Consider the following 1623-nt stretch of genomic DNA (forward strand, 5'->3'; position numbering starts at 1 on the left):
AGGACGCTGAGCGGGAAGGATCGATAGGTTACAGGATCCACGCTCCTTGAATCGAGCGACTCTCGGGCGGAGGACAAGGCCCCATGGCGTCTGGCGATCTTCGCCTGCTTCCAGGCGAAGCCCACACCCGCCCGGCTGGCAGGTGCGCGAGGATGCCCACAGGTGACGTCGCGCCGCGCGAAGTGGCGCCCATGGCGGCCCCGGCCTGACGCGCCTGCATGCGGTGACCGCCCCGATCGCTGACTCGTTCCACGCCTGTTCCACGCCTCGCCGGGGTGGAGTCCTCTCGCGCCCCCTTCCCGCCCCGACCGAGCGCTAAGTCCTTGTGCCGTCTTGATCCGCGCACACCCCGCACGCGCTCGGCGCGCCGACCGCCCCCCGTCTCGCAGGTCTGAAGGGCCATGTTCCACGGCGAGCCTGGCCGATGCACCCCGTTGGACCCGGTCGCGGGGTCCGTCAGATCAGTGACGATAGTTACCGTTAACGCTTCCTGCGTATAGCGGTAGCTCACCGAAGATGCTGAGGGTGGACAGGAGGCTTCGATGAATCTGACATTAGAGCAGGCCGCACGTGTCTTTCTGCAACGGATTCGCAAACGCTACGACCTGAGCGATGCCTGGCTCTTTAGCGGCCAGGCGAAACAGACGGCTGGCGTCGATACTGATGCCGATATCGCCGTGCTCTTGCGTGGTGCTCGAGGCGCCCCCGGAGCACGTGCCGATGCCACCGTGGACATGGCCGGGATCGCCTTCGACCTGATGCTCGAAACCGGTGTGCGCATCGATTCCTTGCCGCTGTGGGAGGACGAGTGGGCGCACCCCGAACGCCTCGAAAATCCGGCGCTCATCGCCAAAACATCCATCGCGACGGGATGCGTCTGTGACCCCGATCTCTATCTGGCCAAGTCGCGACGTGCGCTCGCCTCGGCGCGTTTGCTGCTGGCGGACGGCGACACAGAAGGGGCCTGCAATCGTGCCTACTATGCCATGTTCGATGCCGCGCACGCGGCCCTGCTCGCCGGGGTTCCCGACTTCAACACCGGCTCTACCACAGCATTCGCCGCTGACCGAGGGACGACGCAGACTTTCCCGGAACCCAGCCGAACCTCAACGGGGAAAGAGGTCGCCCACCTCGACTCGGAAATCGGCCCCCTGGATGGATACGCCGATCGCGCCCTCCCCGACCGAATGGAGCTGCCGATAGCGGCCGGCGAACACATTGGGATCGCGATACGCGTGCAATGTGCGGTTCGGGATGTCGACCACCCAGTAGAGACGGATGCCGGCATGGGCGTATTTGGCGAGCTTGACCCCGGTATCGGCGGCGAGGCTGGTGTCCGCGACCTCGACGACCAGCAGCACATCCTCGCCCCTGGGGTTCGATTCGGCATAGCGGTCGGCGCGCGGCCTCAGCACCATGAGGTCGGGGTAGACCTCGGTACCGTCGTCCAGAACCAACGCGCCTTGAACCCGAATCGGATAGCCGGGGGTTTTTCTCCCCCGGCCTCCACAACACCCCGCATGCGGGTCCGCACGGGGCGTTTCCTTCGGGTTTAAAAGGATCACCGAAGAATGGCGACCTCCAACGCTGGCTACATAACGGACCGCCAAGGCCGATTCACCC

At 65.3% G+C, this 1623-nt stretch carries 1 protein-coding gene and 1 pseudogene; one reads left to right on the forward strand and one right to left on the reverse strand.

The features are described from left to right. Positions 1-758: 758 nt before the first annotated feature. Positions 759-1007: pseudogene (locus THIDRDRAFT_RS27455) on the forward strand (HEPN domain-containing protein); the annotation flags it as partial. Positions 1008-1106: 99 nt separating this feature from the next. On the opposite strand, the gene THIDRDRAFT_RS27460 reads toward THIDRDRAFT_RS27455, so the two are convergent. Further along, a complete protein-coding gene (locus THIDRDRAFT_RS27460) occupies positions 1107-1418 on the reverse strand; it encodes a Uma2 family endonuclease (protein ID WP_425358455.1) in 312 nt (103 codons plus the stop codon). Positions 1419-1623 lie beyond the last annotated feature (205 nt).

Origin of the sequence: Thiorhodococcus drewsii AZ1, assembly GCF_000224065.1 — a bacterium.
GTDB lineage: Bacteria > Pseudomonadota > Gammaproteobacteria > Chromatiales > Chromatiaceae > Imhoffiella > Imhoffiella drewsii.